The organism is Buttiauxella massiliensis, from assembly GCF_902500225.1.
Classification (GTDB): domain Bacteria; phylum Pseudomonadota; class Gammaproteobacteria; order Enterobacterales; family Enterobacteriaceae; genus Buttiauxella; species Buttiauxella massiliensis.
Genome location: NZ_LR722651.1, coordinates 134,832 through 155,061 on the forward strand (window position 1 = coordinate 134,832; position 20,230 = coordinate 155,061).

The 20,230-nt window shown below is 51.0% G+C and carries 20 protein-coding genes and 1 pseudogene; 9 read left to right on the forward strand and 12 right to left on the reverse strand.

Features of this window, described 5'->3' with window-relative positions:
• Nucleotides 1–37 precede the first annotated feature (37 nt).
• Together GC128_RS07205 and uspF are read left to right on the forward strand one after the other, a co-directional pair.
• Nucleotides 38–328 carry an HTH-type transcriptional regulator gene (locus tag GC128_RS07205; protein WP_151993734.1) on the forward strand — a complete coding sequence of 97 codons (291 nt, stop codon included), beginning with the start codon at nt 38–40 and terminating at the stop codon, nt 326–328.
• A gap of 205 nt (nt 329–533) precedes the next feature.
• Nucleotides 534–968, forward strand: a complete 435-nt coding sequence (gene uspF, locus GC128_RS07210; RefSeq protein ID WP_151993735.1) for a universal stress protein UspF — start codon at nt 534–536, stop codon at nt 966–968.
• Nucleotides 969–1,113: 145 nt separating this feature from the next.
• Here uspF and tcp read toward each other — a convergent pair whose 3' ends face one another.
• From tcp to GC128_RS07230, 4 genes are all read right to left on the reverse strand, one after another.
• Nucleotides 1,114–2,772, reverse strand: coding sequence for a methyl-accepting chemotaxis citrate transducer (gene tcp / locus GC128_RS07215; protein WP_151993736.1), 1,659 nt, complete (start codon nt 2,770–2,772; stop codon nt 1,114–1,116).
• Between the two features lie 169 nt (nt 2,773–2,941).
• Entirely contained in the window at nt 2,942–5,011 is a 2,070-nt protein-coding gene (gene glyS / locus GC128_RS07220) for a glycine--tRNA ligase subunit beta (protein WP_151993737.1), read from the reverse strand.
• Between the two features lie 9 nt (nt 5,012–5,020).
• Nucleotides 5,021–5,932, reverse strand: a complete 912-nt coding sequence (gene glyQ, locus GC128_RS07225) for a glycine--tRNA ligase subunit alpha (protein WP_151993738.1) — start codon at nt 5,930–5,932, stop codon at nt 5,021–5,023.
• 119 nt (nt 5,933–6,051) lie between these two features.
• Nucleotides 6,052–6,369, reverse strand: coding sequence for a YsaB family lipoprotein (locus GC128_RS07230; protein WP_226812018.1), 318 nt, complete (start codon nt 6,367–6,369; stop codon nt 6,052–6,054).
• A gap of 137 nt (nt 6,370–6,506) precedes the next feature.
• Here GC128_RS07230 and GC128_RS07235 point away from each other — a divergent pair, with 137 nt between their 5' ends.
• Nucleotides 6,507–7,502: an acyltransferase gene (locus tag GC128_RS07235; RefSeq protein ID WP_151993739.1), complete on the forward strand. Its 996-nt coding sequence runs from the start codon at nt 6,507–6,509 to the stop codon at nt 7,500–7,502.
• On the opposite strand, the gene GC128_RS07240 is transcribed toward GC128_RS07235, so the two are convergent.
• Complete coding sequence (locus tag GC128_RS07240) at nt 7,499–8,416, reverse strand: GlxA family transcriptional regulator (RefSeq protein ID WP_151993740.1); 918 nt, start codon at nt 8,414–8,416, stop codon at nt 7,499–7,501. The two genes, GC128_RS07235 and GC128_RS07240, sit on opposite strands and share 4 nt — an antisense overlap.
• Nucleotides 8,413–8,955 carry an isochorismatase family protein gene (locus tag GC128_RS07245; protein WP_151993741.1) on the reverse strand — a complete coding sequence of 181 codons (543 nt, stop codon included), beginning with the start codon at nt 8,953–8,955 and terminating at the stop codon, nt 8,413–8,415. The genes GC128_RS07240 and GC128_RS07245 overlap by 4 nt, the downstream gene beginning before the upstream one ends.
• Before the next feature lie 176 nt (nt 8,956–9,131).
• On the opposite strand from GC128_RS07245, the gene GC128_RS07250 reads away from it, so the two are divergent.
• The 5 genes from GC128_RS07250 to ghrB all read left to right on the forward strand — a co-directional run bounded on the left by GC128_RS07250 (nt 9,132) and on the right by ghrB (nt 14,356).
• A complete protein-coding gene (locus GC128_RS07250) occupies nt 9,132–10,151 on the forward strand; it encodes a LacI family DNA-binding transcriptional regulator (protein ID WP_151993742.1) in 1,020 nt (339 codons plus the stop codon).
• Nucleotides 10,152–10,261: 110 nt separating this feature from the next.
• Entirely contained in the window at nt 10,262–11,011 is a 750-nt protein-coding gene (locus GC128_RS07255) for a sugar phosphate isomerase/epimerase family protein (protein WP_151993743.1), read from the forward strand.
• A gap of 3 nt (nt 11,012–11,014) precedes the next feature.
• The gene (locus GC128_RS07260) at nt 11,015–11,953 is read left to right on the forward strand and encodes a sugar kinase (protein ID WP_151993744.1); all 939 of its coding nucleotides are present in this window, start codon (nt 11,015–11,017) and stop codon (nt 11,951–11,953) included.
• Between the two features lie 68 nt (nt 11,954–12,021).
• Entirely contained in the window at nt 12,022–13,320 is a 1,299-nt protein-coding gene (locus GC128_RS07265) for an MFS transporter (protein WP_151993745.1), read from the forward strand.
• Between the two features lie 61 nt (nt 13,321–13,381).
• Nucleotides 13,382–14,356 carry a glyoxylate/hydroxypyruvate reductase GhrB gene (gene ghrB / locus GC128_RS07270; RefSeq protein ID WP_151993746.1) on the forward strand — a complete coding sequence of 325 codons (975 nt, stop codon included), beginning with the start codon at nt 13,382–13,384 and terminating at the stop codon, nt 14,354–14,356.
• 30 nt (nt 14,357–14,386) lie between these two features.
• Here the strand turns inward: ghrB and GC128_RS07275 are convergent, their stop codons facing one another.
• The 6 genes and pseudogenes from GC128_RS07275 to GC128_RS07300 all read right to left on the reverse strand — a co-directional run bounded on the left by GC128_RS07275 (nt 14,387) and on the right by GC128_RS07300 (nt 19,395).
• Nucleotides 14,387–14,689: a type II toxin-antitoxin system RelE/ParE family toxin gene (locus tag GC128_RS07275; protein WP_151993747.1), complete on the reverse strand. Its 303-nt coding sequence runs from the start codon at nt 14,687–14,689 to the stop codon at nt 14,387–14,389.
• Nucleotides 14,689–14,943 carry a type II toxin-antitoxin system Phd/YefM family antitoxin gene (locus GC128_RS07280; protein WP_151993748.1) on the reverse strand — a complete coding sequence of 85 codons (255 nt, stop codon included), beginning with the start codon at nt 14,941–14,943 and terminating at the stop codon, nt 14,689–14,691. Before GC128_RS07280 ends, GC128_RS07275 begins: the two co-directional genes overlap by 1 nt.
• Before the next feature lie 256 nt (nt 14,944–15,199).
• Nucleotides 15,200–15,562: a YibL family ribosome-associated protein gene (locus tag GC128_RS07285; RefSeq protein ID WP_064514511.1), complete on the reverse strand. Its 363-nt coding sequence runs from the start codon at nt 15,560–15,562 to the stop codon at nt 15,200–15,202.
• A gap of 63 nt (nt 15,563–15,625) precedes the next feature.
• Nucleotides 15,626–16,205: pseudogene (gene mtlR / locus GC128_RS07290) on the reverse strand (mannitol operon repressor MtlR).
• Between the two features lie 13 nt (nt 16,206–16,218).
• Nucleotides 16,219–17,364: a mannitol-1-phosphate 5-dehydrogenase gene (gene mtlD, locus GC128_RS07295; RefSeq protein WP_151993750.1), complete on the reverse strand. Its 1,146-nt coding sequence runs from the start codon at nt 17,362–17,364 to the stop codon at nt 16,219–16,221.
• Nucleotides 17,365–17,475: 111 nt separating this feature from the next.
• Nucleotides 17,476–19,395 carry a PTS mannitol transporter subunit IICBA gene (locus GC128_RS07300; RefSeq protein WP_064514516.1) on the reverse strand — a complete coding sequence of 640 codons (1,920 nt, stop codon included), beginning with the start codon at nt 19,393–19,395 and terminating at the stop codon, nt 17,476–17,478.
• 562 nt (nt 19,396–19,957) lie between these two features.
• On the opposite strand from GC128_RS07300, the gene GC128_RS07305 reads away from it, so the two are divergent.
• Nucleotides 19,958–20,227 carry a hypothetical protein gene (locus GC128_RS07305; RefSeq protein ID WP_151993751.1) on the forward strand — a complete coding sequence of 90 codons (270 nt, stop codon included), beginning with the start codon at nt 19,958–19,960 and terminating at the stop codon, nt 20,225–20,227.
• Nucleotides 20,228–20,230 lie beyond the last annotated feature (3 nt).

Consider the following 20,230-nt stretch of genomic DNA (forward strand, 5'->3'; position numbering starts at 1 on the left):
TTCACGAGGTCGATGTGTGATTTATGAGGAGTTCTCGATGGAATATAAAGATCCAATGTTTGAGCTGCTAAGTAACCTTGAGCAGATTGTTTTTAAAGATAAGCATCAAACGATGGCACTTAATGATAAGCCCAATGCATTTTCTGAATTTGAACAACTTAGAAAAAGTACCGGGCTTAAGATTGATGATTTCGCCCGCGCAATGGGTGTGAGTGTTTCAATGGTACAGGAGTGGGAATCAAAACGACTCAGACCCTCCAATACCGAGCTGAAGTTGATGCGCTTAATGCAAGCGAATCCAACGATCAGTAAGCAGTTGATGGAATGATTTTGTACTTTGTACCCTGATTGCCTTGTCCCAAAATTGTTAACCAAAACCCCGCCTGAGCGGGGTTTGTCGTTTCTGAAGGCTACGTAAATAGTATGAAACGAAACGGCAATGCTCGAAAATCTGACCTGTGTCACTCCCGTAATCACAAATCTAATCCATAACTTAAAGAGGGTTATTAACACGTAAAGCAAAAGGAGGTTGTATGTCTAAGAAAATCCTGGTTCCCATCGATATTTCCGAAACTGAGCTGACACAGCAGGTTATCCCTCATGTAGAAGGGTATGCAAAGCAGGACGATGCCACGATCCACTTCCTGGCCGTCATCCCTGACTATACCTATTTTGCCGCTTACGGCCTGGGCTATACCTCGATTGCACCCGATGCCAGGGAAAGGGAAGCTGCCGCCATGGAATCGCTGAGCGAAATAGTGGCTAAATTTAACCTGCCTGAAGATCGGATTGAAAAGCATGTTCTGAGCGGTTCGCCGAAAGATCATATTCTCCAACTGGCCGATGACATTGACGCCGATGTGATTATTCTGGCCTCCCACCGCCCAAGCATGTCTACCTATCTTCTTGGCTCAAACGCCGCCGCCGTAGTTCGCCATGCAAAATGCTCAGTACTCGTGGTTCGCTGAATCATAAAAAAACCCGTATAGGGCTAGCACCATTAGTTTAAGAGCAAGATATCCGGGGCGACCACCGGGTTTGGCATCCCTTCGGGAACCAACTCCCGGTGTTTCCCCTAATTCATTGGCCTGGGTTTGTCGTTTATAGTGCGACTCAGAACGTTTCCCAATTTGCATCAGAGCTTGCAGGTTGCTGCTTCAACGATGTTGGTTTTATACGTGGTGCTCGGGCTGGAGGTATAATTTCTTGCCTGGAATTTTGCTCTATTCGGAACACGGCAACAGCCTGACGCAACTGGCTGGCCTGGTCTTCCAGTGCAGACGCGGCGGCAGCCGATTCCTCCACCAGCGAGGCGTTTTGCTGAGTCACACTATCCATTTCTGAAACCGCCTGCGCCACCTGTTCGATACCCTTGCTCTGCTCATCAGATGCCGATGAAATCTCGCTCATAATGTCAGTAACACGGGTCACAGCCGAGACAATTTCCTTCATCGTATCGCCAGCCTCACGAACCTGATTTGAACCTGTATCAATTCGGGAAACCGAGTTCTCAATCAGCACCTTAATCTCTTTTGCGGCCTGGGCACTACGGCTGGCAAGCGTTCGGACTTCCCCTGCCACCACGGCAAAACCACGTCCCTGCTCACCCGCACGAGCCGCTTCTACTGCCGCATTTAGCGCCAGAATATTGGTCTGGAACGCAATACCATCGATAACGCTGGTGATATCAACAATCTTCTCAGAGCTTTCAGCAATTTCGTTCATGGTGTTAACCACGCTGTCCACCACTCGACCACCTTTTAACGCAGTATCCGAGGCGTTCTTCGCAAGATGTGTCGCCTGGCGTGCGTTGTCGGTGTTCTGTTTCACCGTAGCGGTAAGCTGTTCCATACTGGCGGCAGTCTCTTCCAAAGAGGCTGCTTGCTGTTCAGTTCGGGATGACAGATCGCTGCTGCCAGCCGAGATTTCACTCGCCCCAGTGTAGATAGAATCAGCGTTGTCACGCACTGTGCTTACGGTACGAACCAGAGATTGCTGCATAGCATTCAGACCAGCCGCAAGTTTGCTCATCTCACTACGCCCTTCGGCATCAATGCGACGAGTCAGATCGCCTTCCGAAATGGCGCTAATATGCTCCATCACGCCTTGTAATGGGCGCAGCAGTACACGTTGTAAACCCAACCAAATCAATACGATTACCGCAATCACAATCAGCAGAATCGTCCCAAGCGTCCACTGCATATTGGTGAAGCTGCTCTGGTTTTCTTCACTCGCCGCCTGTAGCAGCGCAGTGTTCTGTGTCAGCCATTGGTCATAAACCGCTTTCATGTCGTCCTGCGCCTGCTGTGCTTCGAGGTTTCCGTAGGCTTCGTAGTTATCCGCACGCAAGAACTCGATAGATTGTTTCAGCACCTCGTACATTTTCTGGTAACGCACCTCGGCCTGGTTGTCGATGGACTCATCCTGGCCATCAACATGCGGTGATTCTTTATAATTTCTAAAGTATTTCTCTGCGTCACTAAGTGAGAGCGTCGCACCTGCCAGTAGCTTATTCATTGCTTCCAGTGCCGCAGGATCACGCTGATTTTTCAGCATCCGAATGGCAACCCGGTTGATGGTGACACGCGTTTGCACCAGCGTCTGGAAACTGCCGCCTAATTGCTGTTGTTGATAGTTTAGAAGCCCGGTGTTCTGGAAGTTCTGCCGGTCGTTACTAACAGAGGAGTAATACAGCGAGCCGGTGACCAGCAATAACACGCTGAAAATGCTCAGCGTGATGATGATCCCCGTGATGACTTTGATATTTTTCATTATGTGTAGCGCGCCTGTAGGAATGAATGTTCTTTTATTCATTATCGGTTTTGCTAATTTTTACTTTAGACACCCAGACGTGGGTCGGCTGCTAGTGCATTGATAAGAAAGAGTAAATAGTTGGCGAAAAAAAACCCGCCGGAGCGGGTTCGTTAAAACAGCAGAGAACTTATTGCAGCAGAGAAATATCCGCAACCTGCAAGAACAGCTCACGCAGTTTGGAAAGCAGCGTCAGGCGGTTAATACGCAGCTCTTTGTCTTCTGCGTTAACCATCACTTTGTCGAAGAATTTATCGACCGGTTCACGCAGCGCAGCCAGTTCTACTAACGCTTCCTGGTAGCGGCCTTCAGCGAAGAATGGCTCCAGTTTATCGCGCAGGATAACCAACTGACGGGCGAGATCCATTTCTTCCGCTTCTTTCAGAACCGAAGCACGCACGTGGTCTTGCAGCGTTTCGTCTGACTTCGCCAGAATGTTGGAAACACGCTTGTTCGCAGCGGCCAAAGCTGACGCCGCTTCCAGGGTACGGAAGTGCGAAACGGCTTTCATGCGCGCATCGAAATCTGCTGGTTTGGTTGGACGGCGAGCCAACACGGCCTGGATGGTATCCACGCTGTGGCCCTCTTCCTGATACCAGGCGCGGAAACGGCCCAGCATAAAGTCGATGACTTCGTCGACAACCTTCTGGTTGGTCAGCTTATCACCGTAAAGACGCACGGCCTCTTCGGTCAGAGTTTGCAGATCAAGCGGCAGGTTTTTCTCAACGATGATACGCAGAACACCAAGGGCTGCACGACGCAGAGCAAACGGGTCTTTGTCGCCTTTCGGATGCTGGCCAATGCCGAAGATGCCCGCGAGGGTATCCATTTTATCGGCGATTGCCACAGCACAGGCCACCAGGTTAGACGGCAGTGCATCACCCGCAAAGCGCGGCTGATACTGCTCGTTGAGCGCAACCGCGACGTCTTCGGCTTCGCCGTCGTGACGCGCATAGTGCATGCCCATCACGCCCTGGGTGTCGGTAAACTCGAACACCATGTTGGTCATCAGGTCGCATTTAGACAGTAAACCGGCGCGCGTTGCGTGGTTCACGTCTGCGCCAATCTGGCCAGCAATCCAGCCTGAAAGGGCTTCGATGCGGTTGGTTTTGTCGCGCAGCGTACCGAGCTGTTGCTGGAACAGAACGGTTTCCAGACGCGGCAAGTTGTCTTCGAGACGCTTTTTACGGTCGCTGTTGAAGAAGAACTCGGCATCGGCCAGACGTGGACGCACAACTTTCTCGTTACCAGAGATAATCTGAATCGGGTCTTTCGACTCGATGTTGGCAACAAAGATAAAGTTCGGCAGCAATTTGCCGTCGTTGTCGTAAACCGGGAAGTACTTCTGGTCACCTTTCATGGTGTGAACCAGCGCTTCCGCAGGAACGGCGAGGAATTTCTCTTCGAATTTCGCGGTCAGAACCACCGGCCATTCAACCAGAGAAGTCACTTCTTCAAGCAGGCTTTCGCTCAGGTCAGCGTTGCCGCCAATTTTGCGAGCCGCTTCTTCAGCGCCTTCTTTGATAACCGCTTTACGCTGCTCGTAGTCGGCAATGACTTTGCCGCGGGTGAACAGAATTTCAGGGTATTGATCGGCATTGTCGATGGTGAATTCTGGCTCGCCCATAAAGCGGTGGCCACGAATCACACGGTCAGATGCGATACCCAGAATGTTCGCTGGAATCACTTCGTCACCCAACAGCAGGGTCACAGTGTGAACCGGACGCACGAATTGTGTGTTGTTATCGCCCCAACGCATCAGTTTTGGAATCGGCAATTTGGTCAGCGCGGTGGCAATCATCGCAGGCAGAAGGGCTTGCGCGCTTTCACCTTTAACGTGCGCACGGTACAGCAGCCATTCGCCTTTGTCGGTCGCCAGACGTTCAGCCTGATCAACCGTGATGCCACAACCACGAGCCCAGCCTTCAGCGGCTTTGCTTGGTTTGCCTTCTGCGTCAAATGCCGCAGAGATAGCCGGGCCACGTTTTTCAACTTCACGGTCAGGCTGAGACTCCGCCAGATTAGAAATTTTCAGGGCCAGACGGCGTGGGGCTGCAAACCATTTTACTTCGCCGTGAGCGAGGTTAGCCGCATCCAGTTCCGCAGTAACGTTTGCAGCAAAGGATTCAGCCAGGCTGCGCAGGGCTTTTGGTGGCAGCTCTTCAGTGCCAATCTCCACCAGGAAAGTTTTTTCAGACATGGCAGCCTCTTATTTGTTCTTATTGCACATCGGGAAGCCAAGCGCTTCACGAGAAGCGTAATAGGCTTCGGCCACGGCTTTAGTCAGAGTACGAATACGCAGAATGTAGCGCTGGCGCTCGGTAACCGAGATGGCCTTACGGGCATCAAGCAGGTTAAAGCTGTGCGCAGCTTTCAGAATGCGTTCGTAAGCAGGCAGTGGCAGTGGACTTTCCAGCGCCAGCAGGTTCTGCGCTTCTTTCTCATACTGCTCGAAGCAGGAGAACAGGAAGTCCACATCGGCGTGTTCGAAGTTGTAAGTTGATTGCTCAACTTCGTTCTGGTGGAACACGTCGCCATAAGTGGTTTTACCCAGCGGGCCGTCGCTCCAGACCAGATCGTAAACGCTGTCTACGCCCTGGATGTACATAGCCAGACGCTCTAAACCGTAGGTGATTTCACCGGTAACCGGTTTGCATTCAAGGCCGCCAACTTGCTGGAAGTAGGTGAACTGAGTCACTTCCATGCCGTTGAGCCACACTTCCCAGCCCAGACCCCAGGCACCCAGCGTTGGGTTTTCCCAGTTGTCTTCTACGAAGCGAATGTCATGAATAGTTGGGTCCATACCCAGCTCTTTAAGCGACCCAAGGTACAGCTCCTGAATGTTGTCAGGAGAAGGCTTGATCACCACCTGGAACTGATAGTAGTGCTGTAAGCGGTTCGGGTTTTCACCGTAACGTCCATCGGTAGGACGGCGAGATGGCTGCACATATGCAGTCGCCATCGGCTCTGGCCCTAAAGCCCGTAGGCAGGTCATTGGGTGAGAGGTGCCGGCGCCGACTTCCATGTCCAAAGGTTGAACAATGGTGCAGCCCTGGCGCGCCCAGTAGTCCTGTAAAGTCAGGATCAGGCCTTGAAAGGTCTTGGTATCAAACTTTTGCATGTTGATTTCGCACGCGTTCGAGAGGGTTAAAAAGGGAAGCGGCCAGTATACCTGTTGAGTGCAAGATATACAGCCTGAATACACGCGTAATATCCGGCTGTTTGCCTTGTGTTGCGGCTTTATGTCGTCGAAAGGTGTAAGAATTGACCACTTTCGTCGAATGAGCAGGTAAACCCTTCTCGGCGAACAGTGCTGCCTTGAATCTCATAACTACCCTGATACTGCTTAAAATCGACAACGCTAATCTGTTGCTCGCGGGTGTTATAACGATATGCAGCTTCCTGCCGACAGGTTTCAATCATCGCATCACCTTCAACAATAGGGTGTTGTGCGACTTGCGCGTATTGCGGTTGTTGCTCTGGTGTACTGCAAGCGCTCAATAACAGAACGCAAAAAACGAGAGCCCAGCGGCTATTTTTTATTTTTGGCATCATCATTAGTTATCTGTAAGTTAAAATCTTTTCTGTTATTCAATAATTAACAGGTATTGAGCATTCTGCAAACCCGCATGACACCTTACAAGGGTGTTTACGCAAACTCAGATTAATACCCGCTTAAAACACCAGAGGAACGAATGCAGCAGAAAATTAACTGGATTGATAATTTACGCGGGATTGCGTGCCTTATGGTGGTCATGATCCACACCACAACCTGGTACATCACTAACGCAAATATTGTCACGCCATTTAGTTGGGATTTGTCGAACGTACTCAATTCGGCTTCTCGCGTCAGCGTTCCACTGTTCTTCATGATTTCAGGTTATCTGTTTTTTGGTGAGCGCAGCGCACAACAACGCCACTTTTTGCGCATCGTCACATGCTTACTGTTTTACAGCGTGATTGCGCTTATCTACATCAAACTCTTCACGCCAATTAACGCCGGGCTTTCCCTGCGCTACATCCTGCAAAAACCGGTGTTTTATCACTTATGGTTTTTCTTTGCGATCATGGTGATTTACCTGCTTTCGCCGTTGATTCAAGTGAAGAAAGTCAACGCGACGGTGATCCTCGGGCTGATGGTTTTGCTGGGCGTAATCGCCAACCCGAATACCGTGCCGCAGACGCTGGGCGGGGTGAAATGGCTGCCGATTAATTTATATATTCGCGGCGACACGTTTTATTACGTGCTGTATGGCTTACTGGGCCGAGCAATTGGCATGCTGGAAACGGATAAGCGCTGGATTAGCGGGCTGGCAGCAGGCTTGTTTGCGCTGTGTATCTTTTCAATTTCTACCGGTACCCGCCACCAGTTAGAAGTGAACGGTAATTTTGCCGATACTTTCTATGTTTATTGCGGGCCTCTGGTGTTTATCGCGGCGATTAGTTTATTGGTCGTGGTAAAAAACTGCCTTAATAACAGTCCATTGCCGGGTTTGGCTTTAATTTCTCAGCATTCGCTAGGGATTTACGGCTTCCATGCGTTAATTATTCACTTCTTGCGCACTCACGGTTACCAGCTAACCAGCTCGCCGGTCCTCGATATTTTGTGGATTTTCGGCGCAACACTCGCTGGAAGTTTGCTGCTGTCCATGGGATTACAGCGGCTGGATACGCGAAAATGGGTGAGCTAAGCATTCCTGGCACGGGCACGGTGCAACTGGCGGGGCGAAGAAAAACCAGCAGCTATGGCCGCCTGCTCCATGCGTTGCCCTTGCAATAAGCGCTGTTCGGCGACTGCCAGGCGCAACTGCTCGAGATAATCCCGCACTGAAATCCCCAAATGCTGTTGAAAAAGCCGTGATAAATGGCGTGAGCTAACGTGAACTTTGTCGGCAATTTCCTGCACATCCCACGCCGATTCCGGTGCGGCTGACAACAAATCCTGCGCTCGATGCACGGCCGGGTGGATATGGTTGCGATAACGCAGCCAGGGCGATAATTGCGGGTCATCACCCGAACGGCGAAACCACACCACCATTTCACGCGCCACGTCGAGTGCGGCTTTCGGGCCGCAATAGCGGTTAATCAGATGCAGCGAGAGATCAATCCCGGAGGTAATTCCGGCGCTGGTCCAGATGCCCCGGTCTTCGACAAAAATGCGGTTTTCTTTTACCTGCGCGGTGGGCGCTGCTGCGCGCAATCTTGCCAGCACATCGTGGTGGGTGGTGCATTGCACGCCATTTATCAGCCCCGCTTTCGCAGCCAGCAGCGAGCCGGAACAGACGCACATTAAATTGAGTTGCTGGCTATGAATTTGCGGTTGTAGGCGCGTCAGCCAACGGCGCACCGCTTCAGCCTGTGGCGTATCAAAATAGCGATTTGAATCGCAAACGCCCGGCAACACTAGCAAACTGCCTGCCGGGAAACTTTCCGGCAGCGGTTCGATACCCGAAAAATTGAGTCCAATGGAGGTAGAAACTTGTGGGTCCGGGCCGATGAAATGCAGATGAAACGCGTCGCCTGCCAACACCAGCGTTTCCGCAGGGCCGGTTAAGTCGAGTGACAAAACACCAGGCAATACAACGAACCAGACCCCAATACTCACGATAAAGACTCCAGGCACTCGGCAACGGTTTGAATTTGCGCAAAACGCCCTGCCAGCACGGTTTCCGTGCGATGGCGCAGAGTTTGCGTATCCAGCGTAATCCCTTTCCAGCTCATCGGGAAGGTGAGCATCGCTTCGCTAACAAATGAAACGCGATAACCCAAATCAGACGCCACCCGCGTGGTGGTTTCGCAACATTGTTCGGTACGAATACCGCAGATAATCAGGTGGTTAATGTCACGTTGGCGCAGCCAAAGATCGAGGCCAGTATCGGTAAATGCGTTGTGCACGTGTTTCTGGAACGCCACATCGGCATGATGTTGCAAGAAAGGCATCGCTTTTACATAGCCGGAAGCCAGTGAGAACGGGCCTTCGTCGTCAACATGGAAGATATCCACCACCGGTATTTTCAAATCCTGACAGCCTGAAATTAACTGTGAAATGGCTTGCTGGAATGCCGGAAAGTCATCTTCTTGCCAGTAGTCACGATGGAAAAATGATTGCTGCGTGTCGATATTAATCAGAGCGGAACGGGACATTTTCGGACTCCTTATCACTGGGTGTGAACCCATTGTGACAAGGGTTAGCGTAGTTGCTAATACCAAAAACGGACAGTATGAGGGTGATACAGGACAATCTTTTGCTTACCGTGCACACAGCCAGATTCAGCTGCAAAATGTGTTACTCTCCAGCCTGAAACCTTTCGGAGAAAACCATGATCAGCAAGGCAGCGCGCCCAACGATAAGCGACGTCGCAAGAGCGGCAAAGACCGGTAAAACCAGTGTTTCCCGCTATCTTAACGGCGAGCAAAATGTCCTGTCTGACGACTTACGTTTGCGTATCGAAACCGCCATTGCTGAACTCGATTACCGTCCAAGCCAGATGGCTCGCGGCCTGAAACGTGGGCGCACACGCTTAATTGGCCTGATCATCGCCGATATCACCAACCCCTACTCTGTCGATGTTCTAAGCGGCATAGAAGCGGCCTGCCGTGAAAAAGGCTTTACGCCGCTGGTCTGTAACACCAATAACGAAGTGGATCAGGAGCTACATTACCTGGATTTGCTGCATAGCTATCAGGTGGAAGGCATCGTAGTGAACGCCGTGGGTATGCGCGAAGAAGGGTTAAATCGCCTGCAACAATCCGCGCTACCGATGGTGCTGATTGACCGCAAAATCCCTGATTTTGCCTGCGATGTGGTCGGGCTGGATAACACGCAAGCCGCCACCACCGCCACGGAACACCTTGTGGAACAAGGCTTTGAAGCGATTATGTTTCTCAGCGAACCGCTCGGCACCGTCAACACTCGCCGCGAGCGCCTGAACGCTTTCCACGCCACGCTGAAACGCTATCCTGGGATTGTCGCCGAAAACGCCGAAGTGCCGCTGCACGAAGCGGATTTGATGGATAACACGCTGCGCCAGTTCCATTCCACCCATCGAGGTATGCGCAAAGCGGTGATTTCCGCAAACGGCGCGCTGACGCTTCAAGTCGCCCGTTCTCTGCGCCGCATCGGCCTGCACTGGGGCTCCGATATTGGCCTACTGGGGTTTGATGAACTCGAATGGGCAGAGCTTGCAGGCGTTGGTATCACCACGCTTAAACAGCCAACCTGGCAGATTGGTTACGCTGCTCTCGAGCAAGTCGTAAAGCGTATCGAAGGCGGTAATGACACCGTTTATGAGCAGGTCTTTTCTGGCGAATTAATCGTTCGCGGCTCCACCACCCGTTAATCAATGTTCGTGATAGCGATCATAAATTAGACACTGCTGGCTTTTCTTTGGAACCGGTTCCATCTAGCGTAATAGTTATATTAGTTAGATGAGCCAGACCAGAGAATTTTATGCCGAGAAAAATTATTGTCGTCACTGCCGCTTACGGGCATGACCGCATCGCAGCACTAGGCGGGCAACACGCCCTGCTGCCAATTATCGCCAATGCCGGAGCTGACGGCGTGGAAATCCGTCGCGAATTGTTCAATCACGCGCAACTGGATGTCCTGCCAGAGCTGGCGCAGCAAATTGCCGAACATCAACTAGAAGCCTGTTATTCCGCGCCGGAACCGCTGTTTGTGGAAGACGGCAAACTCAATCCGCTGATCCCTTCTTTGCTACTTGAAGCCCACCAACTCAACGCAAGCTGGCTGAAACTTTCACTCGGCCATTTTCGCGGCAGCCAGCAGTTTTCTGTTTTGCAGCAGTGGCTGGCACAAAGCGACGTGGCTTTGGTGGTGGAAAATGACCAAACCAGCAGCGGCAAACTTGCTCCAATGCAACGCTTCCAGGCCGCCTGCAATGTGCTAAACCTTCCTGTGACGCTCACTTTTGATATGGCCAATTGGCTATGGGTTGAAGAATCGCCAGAAGCTGCGGCACGCGTACTTGCACCGTCGGTCAGTTATATCCACGTGAAAGCCGCCATTGCGCACCATTATCACTACCGGGCGATTGCGCTCGATGATGCCGAACCTCGCTGGCTGGAACTGCTTAATAGTCTGCCAGCAGATGCACCACGTGGGATTGAGTTCCCGCTTGAAGGCCGTGATTTGACGGCTGTAACCCGTCATTACGTCAATTTATTACGCGAGGAGTAAGCGATGTCGACCCAACTGGATGTGATCACCATTGGTGAAGCAATGGCGATGTTTGTCGCAAAGGAAACCGGCGATTTAGCCGCCGCAGAGTCTTTTGTTAAACGGGTCGCGGGCGCAGAACTGAACGTCGCCACCGGGCTTGCGCGCCTTGGGCTGAACGTGGGCTGGGTCAGCCGTGTGGGCAATGACTCTTTTGGCCGCTACGTACTACAACAACTGGCAAAAGAGCGGATCAATAGCCACGGCGTGACTACCGATGAGCGCTACGCAACAGGCTTCCAGCTTAAATCTAAAGCAGAAAATGGAACCGATCCCATTGTGGAATACTTCCGTAAGGGGTCCGCCGCCAGCCATCTTTCTGTTGCTAATTTCAACGAAGAGTACTTTTGTTCGGCACGCCATCTGCATTTGAGCGGCGTGGCGGCAGCGCTTTCTGCCAGCTCATTAGAACTGCTCAATCACGCAGCGAAAGTGATGAAAGAAAAAGGCAAAACGATTTCGTTCGACCCGAATCTGCGTCCGGTATTGTGGAAAAGCGAAGCGGAAATGGTGAAGCAGTTGAATAAACTCGCTTTCCAGGCCGACTGGGTTCTGCCGGGCCTGAGCGAAGGCGCAATCCTGACAGGCCACAAAACCCCGGAAGCGATTGCCGATTTCTATCTCGACCACGGCGTGAAAACCGTGGTGCTGAAAACCGGTGCTGACGGAGCGTGGTTTAAAACTGCCACTGGCGAGAAAGGCGCAGTAAATGCGGTGAAGGTCGAGAATGTTGTCGACACCGTTGGTGCTGGCGACGGCTTTGCCGTAGGGGTGATAAGCGCCCTGCTCGAAGGAAAATCCTTACCACAAGCAGTTAGCCGCGGTAATAAAATCGGCTCACTGGCGATACAAGTCATCGGCGATAGCGAAGGGTTACCCACCCGAGCAGCGCTTGGCGAATAAACTAAGATTGCGTCAGCTGTGCCCTACACTCGGCATGATGCGTCTCTCCTCAACATAGAGGCTTGCCTATGAAAACCCAGTCCCTTTCATCAAAGATAATCGCGCCAAAACGTTGGTGGTACATCATGCCAATCGTGTTTATCACCTACAGCCTGGCGTACCTTGATCGTGCCAACTTTAGTTTCGCTTCCGCCGCAGGCATTAACGAAGACCTCGGTATCACTAAAGGTATTTCGTCGCTGCTGGGAGCACTATTCTTCCTCGGTTATTTCTTCTTCCAGATCCCAGGGGCGATGTACGCCGAGCGCCGCAGCGTACGCAAACTGATCTTTGTCTGCCTGATTTTATGGGGCGCCTGTGCCTCATTAACCGGGATGGTCAGCAACATTCCAGCGCTGGCGGCGATTCGTTTTATCCTCGGCGTAGTTGAAGCCGCCGTGATGCCAGCAATGCTGATTTACATCAGCAACTGGTTTACTAAATCTGAACGTTCGCGGGCTAACACCTTCTTAATTCTTGGTAATCCGGTGACGGTGCTGTGGATGTCTGTCGTTTCTGGCTACCTGATTCAGGCATTCGGCTGGCGCGAAATGTTTATCTTTGAAGGTATTCCGGCGGTCATCTGGGCATTCGCCTGGTGGGTGTTGGTAAAAGATAAACCGACCCAGGTTGGCTGGTTATCTGATGCTGAAAAAGCGGCGTTGCAGGCGCAACTTGAGAAAGAACAAGAAGGGATTAAAGCGGTACGTAATTACAGCGAAGCCTTCCGCTCGCGTAATGTTGTGCTGCTTTGCATGCAGTATTTCTGCTGGAGCATTGGCGTATATGGCTTCGTGCTGTGGCTGCCGTCAATTATTCGTGGCGCAGGCACCGCGGGTATGGGAATGGTGGAAGTCGGCTGGCTGTCATCGGTTCCTTATCTGGCGGCGACAATTGCCATGATTGTTGTCTCCTGGGCCTCTGACAAAATGCAAAACCGTAAGCTTTTTGTCTGGCCATTACTGCTTATTGGCGCGTTTGCATTCCTCGGCTCCTGGTTGGTAGGTGCCGATCACTTCTGGGTTTCCTACACTCTGCTGGTGATTGCTGGTGCTGCAATGTATGCACCTTATGGCCCATTCTTCGCGATTATTCCGGAAATGCTGCCGCGCAACGTTGCCGGTGGCGCGATGGCATTAATTAATAGCATGGGCGCTCTCGGTTCGTTTGTTGGCTCCTGGTTTGTTGGTTACCTTAATGGCGCAACCGGCAGCCCGGCCGCCTCCTATGTATTTATGGGGGTAGCATTGCTTGCCTCGGTATGGCTAACTCTGATAGTGAAACCGGCGATAAACCAACAAGTTCCGGTGAGAGCACACCACGCCTAATTTCAAGTCGGGCGGTCGTTATACCGCCCGGCGATTTTTAAACTGTTCAACGGAGAACGCCATGAAGCCGTCCGTCATCCTCTACAAAAAGTTACCTGACGACCTGCTTGCCCGTCTTGAAAGTCACTTTACCGTCACTCAAGTCAGTTCACTGAGTGCTGAAAATCTCCAAAAAAACGCGGATGTTTTCGCTAATGCGGAAGGGATTTTGGGTTCCAGTGAAACGGTCGGAAAAGAGTTTCTGTCCCACACTCCTAAGCTGCGTGCGGCTTCAACGGTGTCCGTGGGCTATGACAATTTTGATGTCGATGCCCTGAATGCGCGTGGAATTGTACTGATGCACACGCCAACGGTGCTCACCGAAACCGTTGCGGACACCATGATGACGCTGGTGCTAGCGACGGCTCGCCGCGCGGTGGAAGTGGCTGAACGCGTGAAAGCCGGTGAGTGGAAAGGCGGTATTGGCGCGGATTGGTTTGGCATCGACGTGCACCATAAAACGCTGGGGATTCTCGGCATGGGCCGCATTGGCCTGGCGCTGGCACAACGGGCGCATTTCGGCTTCAACATGCCGATTTTGTATAACGCACGTCGCCATCATCAGGAAGCGGAAGAGCGCTTTAACGCCCGTTATTGCGACCTCGACACCCTGCTGGCCGAATCCGATTTCGTCTGTATTTCCCTGCCGCTGACCGATGAAACGTATCATCTGATTGGTGCGGAACAGCTGGCGAAAATGAAATCTTCAGCGATTTTGATTAACGCCGGACGCGGGCCAGTGGTCGATGAAAAAGCATTAATTCAGGCACTGAAAGACGGCAAAATTCACGCCGCCGGTCTGGATGTGTTCGAGCAAGAACCGCTGCCAGTGGACTCGCCACTTCTCAGCCTGCCGAACGTTGTGGCGCTACCGCATATCGGTTCCGCAACGCATGAAACTCGATACAACATGGCGGCTTGCGCGGTGGATAATTTAATTGCGGCGTTGAGTGGCAATGTGAAAGAGAACTGCGTGAACCCGCAGGTATTGAAGTAGAAACTAAAAAGCCAGTAGGCAACTGCTGGCTTATCGCCTTTTTAACAGCAACCCCGGCATTCGACTCTGATGAATGATACCGATAACGATAATCCCTGCTTCGGCTTTTTGGTAATAGAGCATATGGCTCATATAGGGAAAGCTCCATACACCAGGAAATAAATCGTCAGATTCATCCATTCCCATCCCCGGCATTTTTGCCAAATGCTGTAGCGTAACGCGCATACCAACCAGATATTCACGAGTCATAAGATTACCAAATTGCTTCAGTGAAAATCCCTTTAGCCCGCGCAAATCCTCTCGTGCCTCTTCCGTCAGCTTATATCCAGCCATTAAAGATCCTTCAGTAACTCATCAAACGCATCGTCACCGTCACAGACATTGCCTGTTTCAATCTGAGCAACGGAACGTGCAAGCTTATCGCGCAGATTCTGCAACTTGAGTTCTTCGATAGCGTTGTAATCGGCAATAGACATCACGACAACAGAAGGTTTGCCATTTTTGGTGATGCTCACTGGTTCACGCTGCGCTTTAGCAATCATTTCCCCAAACTGAGTTTTTGCCTGGTTGGCAGTAAAACTGATCATGCCTCATCCTCATTTCGATTGAATAGGTATAAATCGTTCGATTTGTATCTATTTTAAACTACGTAGAGAACAGGAGCGAGTCTTTGTCGCCTGGTATCGGCTAGTTCATACACAAGTGTCAGAGAATAGATGCTGTGAGAATTTAATCCAATGGGGAGGGAATAAGTTATGAATAAGCTTCGCAAAACAGGAATTTTAAGCAAAATAAAAGGGATGAACCTTAAAGGATCATCCCTTTTTAAAATCGAGTGTTAACTTAGAAATCGGTATTAGAAAAACCGGTCATTTCTTCGAGGCCCATCTCACGGCCTAACGCCGTCATTGGATGCACGATAACCAGGCCGCGTACCGCTTTTTTCAGAGCGCCCATGTTGGCTTGTTCTTTCTTAGTGATGGGACGCTTGTACGGCAACGCCATCAGTTTTTGTGCTTCTTTGCTCAGCTTCTGGTTACGCACCGCTTGCAGGCGAACGATCTCAATTTCCAGTTTCGCTTTCTCTTTTTCCATCTCAGCGTACTTTTCAGCATCGTTGATCAGATGCAGTTCTGGCATCTCGTGACGGATAAGATCGAGGCGATCGCTCAGGCGTTTGATTTCTGCTTTTTCGATTTCTTTCATTTTTGATTAACCGTGAATAAAGTTCATTGTTGGCAAGGATACACCATTCGGCGTGAGAGGGACTTACTTCTGGAAGGCTTTTTTTAAGCTGATCCGGGAGATCAGCTCGGTCAAAGAGAGCACCATCGTCGATCGAACAATTTGTTGATAGCGCTGTTTTTGCATGGCAAACAGCTCAGGGTCGCTGCCATCAACAAACTTTGGCGTCGGCGGTAGAGCAGAAACACAATGCAGTTCACCGAATGGGCCGAGCATTTCATCGTCGGTAAAATTATATTCGCTACCGTCGTGATTCAACTCTTCGCGCAGCGCCATAAGCAGCTCGCAATCTTCGTACTCTGGGCGATTAAGCACGCCGAGGCCGTAGATAAGTTTGAGACGCACGGAAAGATCCCCTAACGGGCCATCGCCATCCAATAACGGTTCAACCGCGTATTTCACCGCATAATCGTCTTTACGGAAGACCTGCAACACCAGGATATTCACCGCTTCGGTAAGAAGCTCAACCGCGGTGATCAGCAGGCTGCGTACGGTTTTACCGGCATTAAGACGCTCAAGCACACGGTTTTCAAAGGCCTGGGTTTCTTCCATCTTTGCCTACATCACTAAAAGTATTATTGGGTGCAGCCACTTCTTGCCGCACCCGCTTTCCATCACTATTTGCCGTTGTATGCGCTCACCGCTTCTGCCACAACATCGCTATTGGCATCGAGGCCAGAGATTTCAGCAAGCGTCGCCTGCGGGCCTTTTTCTGCCAGCAATTTCTCAAGCTCTTGCGCTTGCGGGTCTTCCGCACTGCGGTAATGCATCGCCGCAGCAATACCTTTGATCAGGTATTGGCGTGGCAAGCCGTATTCGATGGTGCCAAGCAATGGCTTAATCAGACGGTCGCCCGCACTCAATTTACGCAGCGGCTGGCGGCCAACGCGCTCCACATCATCTTTCAGATAAGGGTTCTCGAAACGACCAAGGATTTTCTGGATGTAGGCTGCGTGCTTGTCTGCATCAAAACCGTAGCGCTTGATCAGCACCGCACCACTTTCGTCCATTGCACCTTTCACGACGCTACGGACTTTTTCATCCAGAATCGCATCGCGAATGGTCTGATGACCGGCCAGTTGGCCAAGGTATGCGGTTATAGCATGCCCGGTATTCAGCGTGAAGAGTTTGCGCTCAACAAACGCCATCAGATTATCAGTAAGTTCCATGCCAGGAATGTTCGGGAGATCACCTTTGAACTGGGTTTTATCAACAATCCATTCGCTGAATGTTTCAACCGTGACTTCAAGCGGGTCATTAGTGGCAGATTCTGACGGTGGAACAATACGGTCAACGGCGGAATCAACAAAGCCAACGTGCTGCTCAACCCACGCTTGATCATCTTCTGAAAGCGCCTTCATGACATGAGCTTTAAGCTGGCTGGTGCCGCGCACCATATTCTCGCAAGCGATGATGTTCAGCGGTTTCTCATTACCGTTGGTACGACGCAGAACCAGACCTTTCGCCACGGCTGGTGCAATGCGTTCAAGCACGACCGGGCCGACTGCCGTGGTCACCAGGTCCACATCGGCAATCAGGGTAATAACTTCATCGCCAATGCTGCTAACAGCATTAACATTGGAAACGGTATCGATTTGCTTTTGCTCGCCAACAACGTGAACCTGGTAGCTATGGCGCGCATTCAGCGCGTCCAGCACAGTCTGGTTCACATCGGCAAAGGTCAGTTGAATACCAGCGTCTGCCAGCAGTTTTCCGATAAAGCCACGTCCGATATTACCTGCACCAAAATGTAATGCTTTCATGTCGTTCACCTTCTTAAATTTGAATTACCCGAGAGGGTTCGGGTGAGGAGGTTTGTGGTATTGACCAACCTCACCGGAACCCTCTCCCATTCGGGAGAGGGAAGTGGAGACTTACTTCTTACCTGCCAGCAGGTCGAGAACCTCCTGAACACTGGTGGTATTCGCCAGGCGATCAATCACTGAATCATCATCCAGCGCGTTGGTCAGGCTGGTGATAACCTGGATGTGTTCGTTATTGCGAGCGGCAATACCGATAACCAGGCGGGCAATATCATCAGTTTCTTCACCGAAGTGAACACCGTGTGGATACTGGCAGAACACAACGCCGGTTTTCAGTACGCGGTCTTTCGCTTCAACTGTACCGTGCGGAACTGCGATACCTTCGCCCAGATAAGTTGGGGTCAGTTTTTCACGTTCAAACATCGCATCAACATATTCAGGCTGGACGTAACCACCGTTCACCAGTTGCTCACCTGCAAAGCGAATGGCTTCTTCTTTGTTGGTAGCAGTCAGGCCGAGGAACACGTTGCCAGCACCCAGGCGGAACAGCCCTTCTTCGCTTGGTACGAAGCTGTCTTCCAGGCTGCTCATTACCTTCACTTCTTTCTCGCTCAGGTTATGAGAGGCCACCAGACGCTCGGTCAGGTTGGAGTACAAGCTGCTGTCGAGGAAGTTGGTCAGGGAAATATGCTGTGCCTGTGGAACCTGGCGCATAGCGCGTTCGGTCAGGTCACGGTGGGTAATCACCAGGTCAACGTCGTCCGGCAAGCTGTTGATTGCACAGTTAGTCACGGAGATATTTTTCAGGCCTGCATCGCTGACTTTCTTACGCAGCACGCCAGCACCCATAGCACTTGAACCCATGCCTGCATCACACGCTACGATGATTTTACGTACGTGGCTCAGGTCGTTAGACAGACCAGCACCTACCGCCAATGGCGCAGTTGCACCTTTGGATTCAGCTTTCATTTCTGCCATGCGGCGAGCGGCTGCTTCGATATCGTCTTCTTCTTTAACTTTGCTGGTTTTCAGCAAGATTGCTGATACCACGAAGGAGACTGCAGTTGCTGCAACGATTGCTGCGATGTTCGCGAAGTACGCACCTTTTGGAGTCATCGCCAGAACCGCCAGGATAGAACCCGGAGATGCCGGTGAAACAAGGCCGCCGTTCAGGATAGTCAGAGTGAACACGCCAGTCATACCGCCGAGGATAACGGCCAGAATCAGACGTGGGTTCATCAGCACATACGGGAAGTAAATTTCGTGGATACCGCCCAGGAAGTGGATGATTGCCGCGCCGCCCGCAGACTGCTTAGCATTACCACGACCGAAGAACATGTACGCCAGCAATACGCCCATACCCGGACCTGGGTTTGCTTCAATCAGGAAGAAGATTGATTTGCCCAGTTCGTGGGACTGCTGAATACCCAACGGCGAGAAGATACCGTGGTTGATTGCGTTGTTCAGGAACAGGATTTTCGCTGGTTCTACGAAGATAGAAGCCAGTGGCAGCATGTCATGAACAACCATGAAGTTAACGCCCGCTGCCAGTACTTTGGACAGGACTTCAACCGCAGGGCCAATACCCATGAACGCCAGAATCGCCAGAATCATACCGATGATGCCAGCGGAGAAGTTGTTTACCAGCATTTCAAAGCCGGATTTGATTTTGCCGTCTACCCATGCGTCGAAATGTTTAATCGCCCAGCCACCCAGAGGGCCTGCAATCATCGCGCCGAGGAACATCGGCATATCCGCACCGACGATAACACCCATGGTGGTGATTGCACCCACCACACCACCACGGTCACCACCAATCAAACGACCACCGGTATAACCGATGAGCAATGGCAGCAGGTAGGTAATCATTGGGCCTACCAGTTTCGCCAGTGTTTCACTTGGCAACCAACCGGTCGGGATAAATAAGGCGGTGATAATACCCCAGGCGATAAACGCGCCGATATTTGGCATTACCATGTTACTCAGGAAACGACCAAAGCTTTGCACTCTGATCTTGATATCGGATGACATACGCACACCCCTTATTGTGTTTACGCGCTGAAAAGCAGCCCGAGGTTTATTGTTAATGTGGTGGCAAGCAACGCTGCCAGATGCTCTAAGTGACGCAAATCTGGCACTGAATCGTTAAGGTGTCCAGTGAGCGGAAGTTTATGTGATAAAGATCACCAATTTATGGGTGTGACCAGCTACGATCGGGAGATCTGTGTCACATAATCAGTGTGTAAAAAAAACACAAAAGCTATTTTTTGCGCATAGTTGACACCTAAGCGTGATGAAAATCACATTTCATGACCGTGCCTTTGTTATTTATATGTGATTAGCATCACAAGAAATTTTAAGTGATTTTTATGGAGTGTGATCCGAGGCAACCCGGCGGTGCCGGTTGATTTGATTTTGTCAGAAAATTACAGCGCAGCGGCAAAGCACAAAACCATCAGAGTCATCCGATCAAAAACAAAATAATAACTATGGTTGACTATCATCAACACTACACATCATTGTGGTTTATCTTTTAATCAAAACACGTAAAAACAGTGCTCATATTTCCCCACTGCTTCAAAAGGTCACTAGCATGGATTTATTTATCCGCTTCCCCTGGATTGCGTTTGTAGTGATGTTTTTATTCTTTGTATTGTGGCGCACTAAACCACTGCGCTCATCGTTGGTTGCAGCGCTGGCATGGCTCAGCTATGGCATCTACGAGTTTTCTATTTTCTTTCGTCTGACCTGTAGCACAAACTGCATTCGCGTTGATTTGTTAGTCATCTATCCATTACTGCTGCTTATCTCGCTGTGGGCGTTCATTTCAGCGCTTCTCCGGTTAAAGTCCCGACATACTTAAAGC

Excerpts from the sequence above, each read along its gene's own strand:
- GC128_RS07250 (WP_151993742.1), top strand. The coding sequence starts at position 9,132 with ATGATCAGCAAGGCAGCGCGCCCAACGATAAGCGACGTCGCAAGAGCG.
- GC128_RS07265 (WP_151993745.1), top strand. The coding sequence starts at position 12,022 with ATGAAAACCCAGTCCCTTTCATCAAAGATAATCGCGCCAAAACGTTGG.
- GC128_RS07280 (WP_151993748.1), bottom strand. The coding sequence starts at position 14,943 with ATGATCAGTTTTACTGCCAACCAGGCAAAAACTCAGTTTGGGGAAATG.
- glyQ (WP_151993738.1), bottom strand. The coding sequence starts at position 5,932 with ATGCAAAAGTTTGATACCAAGACCTTTCAAGGCCTGATCCTGACTTTA.
- GC128_RS07255 (WP_151993743.1), top strand. The coding sequence starts at position 10,262 with ATGCCGAGAAAAATTATTGTCGTCACTGCCGCTTACGGGCATGACCGC.
- GC128_RS07285 (WP_064514511.1), bottom strand. The coding sequence starts at position 15,562 with ATGAAAGAAATCGAAAAAGCAGAAATCAAACGCCTGAGCGATCGCCTC.
- GC128_RS07245 (WP_151993741.1), bottom strand. The coding sequence starts at position 8,955 with ATGTCCCGTTCCGCTCTGATTAATATCGACACGCAGCAATCATTTTTC.
- GC128_RS07260 (WP_151993744.1), top strand. The coding sequence starts at position 11,015 with ATGTCGACCCAACTGGATGTGATCACCATTGGTGAAGCAATGGCGATG.
- GC128_RS07305 (WP_151993751.1), top strand. The coding sequence starts at position 19,958 with ATGGATTTATTTATCCGCTTCCCCTGGATTGCGTTTGTAGTGATGTTT.
- GC128_RS07230 (WP_226812018.1), bottom strand. The coding sequence starts at position 6,369 with ATGATGATGCCAAAAATAAAAAATAGCCGCTGGGCTCTCGTTTTTTGC.
- tcp (WP_151993736.1), bottom strand. The coding sequence starts at position 2,772 with ATGAAAAATATCAAAGTCATCACGGGGATCATCATCACGCTGAGCATT.
- ghrB (WP_151993746.1), top strand. The coding sequence starts at position 13,382 with ATGAAGCCGTCCGTCATCCTCTACAAAAAGTTACCTGACGACCTGCTT.
- uspF (WP_151993735.1), top strand. The coding sequence starts at position 534 with ATGTCTAAGAAAATCCTGGTTCCCATCGATATTTCCGAAACTGAGCTG.
- GC128_RS07235 (WP_151993739.1), top strand. The coding sequence starts at position 6,507 with ATGCAGCAGAAAATTAACTGGATTGATAATTTACGCGGGATTGCGTGC.
- GC128_RS07300 (WP_064514516.1), bottom strand. The coding sequence starts at position 19,395 with ATGTCATCCGATATCAAGATCAGAGTGCAAAGCTTTGGTCGTTTCCTG.
- GC128_RS07275 (WP_151993747.1), bottom strand. The coding sequence starts at position 14,689 with ATGGCTGGATATAAGCTGACGGAAGAGGCACGAGAGGATTTGCGCGGG.
- GC128_RS07205 (WP_151993734.1), top strand. The coding sequence starts at position 38 with ATGGAATATAAAGATCCAATGTTTGAGCTGCTAAGTAACCTTGAGCAG.
- mtlD (WP_151993750.1), bottom strand. The coding sequence starts at position 17,364 with ATGAAAGCATTACATTTTGGTGCAGGTAATATCGGACGTGGCTTTATC.
- glyS (WP_151993737.1), bottom strand. The coding sequence starts at position 5,011 with ATGTCTGAAAAAACTTTCCTGGTGGAGATTGGCACTGAAGAGCTGCCA.